Origin of the sequence: Pseudomonas sp. RIT-PI-S (genome assembly GCF_025642975.1) — a bacterium.
GTDB lineage: Bacteria > Pseudomonadota > Gammaproteobacteria > Pseudomonadales > Pseudomonadaceae > Aquipseudomonas.
In genome coordinates, this window is record NZ_JANZKJ010000028.1 from 1 (window position 1) to 3,565 (window position 3,565).

At 69.9% G+C, this 3,565-nt stretch carries 1 protein-coding gene; it reads right to left on the reverse strand.

Annotated features, from left to right (window positions below; genetic code table 11):
• Positions 1-3,565, reverse strand: a 3,565-nt coding sequence (locus OGL93_RS22040) for an amino acid adenylation domain-containing protein (RefSeq protein WP_263265148.1), incomplete at both ends; no start/stop codon positions are given.

Here is a 3,565-nt window from a genome sequence, read left to right on the forward strand (position 1 = left end):
CGCCAGCACCGCGCGCAGCAGCGGGCCTTCGCTCAGGGTGAGGCTGCGCTGGGCGTCTTCGCAGAGCGCTTCCAAGGCTGCACTGTCACTGACTTCCACCTGCCACAGCAGGTTGGGCCGCGCCGCAGGCTGGTGCTCGCCCTGCCAGCCTTCGGGGCCCTCGCGGAACACCAGGCGCAGGGCGTCGTGGTGCGCCACCAACGCATCCAGGGCCACGGCCAGCGCCTCACCGCGCAGCACCTCGCGCGGTTGCAGCAGCAGCGCCTGGTTCCAGTGCTGACGGTTGGGGATGGGCTGCTCGAAGAAGTACTGCTGGAACGGCAGCAACGGCGTGATGCCGCTTACCGGGCCCTGGTCGACCTGCCGCGCTTCGCCGCGTTGGGCAACCCGCGCCAGGGCTTGCACGGTGGGATGTTGGAACAGGTCCTTGGGGGTGAACTGGATGCCGGCGGCGCGCGCGCGGCTCACCAGCTGGATGGAGATGATCGAATCCCCGCCTAGGGCGAAGAAGTCGTCCGTCACCCCCAGTGCCGGCTGGCCCAGCACCGCTTGCCACAGCGGCAACAGCATCGCTTCCATGGGCGTAGCCGGCGCCCGATAGGCTTGCCGGCGTTCGGCCAGGTCCGGCGCGGGCAGGGCCTTGCGGTCCACCTTGCCGTTGGGGGTCAGCGGAAGCGTGTCAAGCAGCACCAGCGCGGCAGGCACCATGTAAGCGGGCAATTGCTCGCGCAGCGCGGCGAACGCCGCCTCGCGCGGATCCTCGCCGGGCCAGTTGGGGGTGAGGTAGCCCACCAGCTGGCGCCCCTGCTCGGTGGCGCGGGCCACGGCAACCGCCTCGCGTACCCCCGGCTGGCGCAACAGGCTGGCTTCCACTTCGCCCAGCTCGATACGGAAACCGCGAATTTTCACTTGGTGGTCGACCCGGCCCTGGTATTCGAAGCTGCCGTCGGCGCGCAGCCGCACCAGGTCGCCGGTGCGGTACAGGCGCCCGCCCGCGCTGAAGGGGTCCGCCACGAAGCGCTCGGCGGTCAGGCCCGGGCGGTCCAGGTACCCCCGGGCCAGCCCTTGGCCGCCCAGGTACAGCTCGCCGATGGCGCCCGTGGGCAGTGGGTTGAGTTGCGCATCGAGCACGTAGGCGCTGCGGTCGCCGATGCGGCTGCCGATGGGCGCATAAGGGGCGTCGCACTGGGTCTCGCGGTCGGCCTTCCAGATCAACGGCGTGACCACGGTTTCGGTGGGGCCATAGCCGTTGATGATGGCGTCTGGGCGAAGGGCGTTGCGGGTGCGCTCGTAGCTGGCGCGTGGCACCGCATCGCCGCCGAAGCAATAGATGCGCACCGGCGGTGGGTTGCCCACGCGCTCGGCATGCTCGGTCAACTGCTGCAAATAGGCCGGCGGGAAGGCGACCACGGTCACCCCATGCTCATGCATCGCCTGGTAGGTGTGCTCGGCGGTCCACAGCTGGTCGTCGCGCACCAGCAGGCGGGCGCCGTGGGTCAGGGCGGTCAGCCAACGCTCATGGGCGCCGTCGAAGGCGAACGACATGAAGTGCAGCTCGCAGTCGGCCTCGCGCATTTCGTAGCGCTCGCCAATGGCCTGGCAATGCATCGCCAGCGGCCCGTGCGCCACCGCCACGCCCTTGGGCTGGCCGGTGGAGCCGGAGGTGTAGATCACATACGCCAGGGTGTCCGCGCTTACCGTCACCTGCGGCGGTTGCGCCGGCCAGGTGGCCAGGTCGAGGCTGTCCAGCGCCAGCAGCCGCCCGCCCAGCGGCAACGGCAACTGCTCGGCCAGGCTGGCCACGCTGAGCAGCAAGGCACTGCCGGAATCTTCCAGCAGGTAGGCCAGGCGCTCGCGGGGGTATTGGGTGTCCAGCGGCACATAGGCGCCGCCGGCCTTGAGCACCGCCAGCAGTGCGCACAGCTGCAACTCACCACGCGGCAGCGCCACCGCCACCCGCACTTCCGGGCCCACGCCTTCGGCCACCAGCCAGTTGGCCAGGCGGTTGGCCTGCGCCTCCAAGGCGCCACGGGAGGTCGTCTGACCGTTGCAGATCAGCGCGGTGCGCTCGGGCGCGGCCATGGCCCAGGCAGCGATGCGCTGGTGCACCGCCTGCTCGAAGGGATAAGGCCGTGGCGCGTTGGCCGCCAGCACAGCGCCCAGCGCCTCGCTATCCAGCAGGCCCAGGGTAGCCACCGGCTGTTCCAGGTGCTGCTCGAAGCGCTGCAACAACGAGCACAGCTGCGCTGCCAGGGCCTGCACGCCCTGGGTACTGAACGCGGCGCAGGGGTAGGCCAGGTGCAGGTCCAGGCACTCGCCAAGGTTCACCCCCAGGGTCAACGCATAGTTGGTCTGTTCGCGGGTGATCACCTCGCCGAAGCGCAAGCCGGCCGGCGCCTGGGCCAAGGCCTCGGCCACGGGGTAGTTCTCGAACACCAGCAGGCTGTCGAACAAGGGCTCGCCGCCCTGCCCGGCCCAGCGCTGGATCTCATACAACGGGGTGTGTTCATGCTCGCGCATGGCCAGGTTGTCTTGCTGCAACGCCTGCAGCCAGCCCTTCAAGGCTTGGGTCAGTGGCGGCTCGGTGATCACCGGCAGCGTGTTGATGAACAGGCCGATCTGTTCTTCGGCGCCGGGCAAGTCTGTGGGCCGGCCAGCGACCGTGGCACCGAAGCACACCGTCGCCTGACCGCTGTAACGTTGCAGCAGCAAGGCCCAGGCACCCTGCACCAAGGTGTTGAGGGTGACCTGGCAGCGCCGCGCCACGGCGTGCAGCCGGTCGGTGGCGGCGCGCTCCAGGCGGCAGCTGTGCGCGGCTTGGCCGCTGGCACCCGCCGGGCCGGCCGGCAACGCCTGGGCCAGCCGCGTGGGGCTTTCCAGTTGCGCCAGGCGGCGCTTCCAGAACGCCTCAGCGGCGGCACCGTTTTGGCGCTGCAACCAGGCAATGTAGTCGCGGTATTGCCCGCTGGCGGCGGCCGGCGCTTCGCCGGCGTAACGCTGCAGCACCTCGCCGAGCAGGCGCGAGGTGCTCCAGCCGTCGAGCAACAGGTGATGGCTGGTGAAAATCAGCCAATGGCGATCTTCGCCCAGGCGCACCAGCAGCAAGCGCAACAGCGGCGCGGCCTGTACGTTGAAGCCTTGGCTGCGCTCGGCCTCGGCCAGCTCGTGCAACTGCGCGGCATTGCCGTCGACTACCCTCACCGGCAGCGGCGCCTGGCGCTGCACGGCCTGCACCGGCGTGGGCAGGCTATCGGTCCAGAAGAACGCACTGCGCAGGGCGGCGTGTGCCGCCAGCGCCTGCTGCCAGGCCTGCTCGAAGCGCGCCGGGTCCAGCCCGTCGATGCTCACTTGCAGCTGGTTCACATAATCGCCACTGCCCTGCTCGTAGAGGCTATGGAACAGCATGCCCTGCTGCATCGGCGACAGCGGGTAAAGGTCCTCCAGCTCGGCCGCGGCGATGGGTAGCGCATCCAGTTGGGCTTGGCTCAGCTTCGCCAGCGGGAAGTCGGACGGCGTCACCCCGGCATTGCCAGGCGCCACACAGTGCGTCACCAGCGCCGCCAGC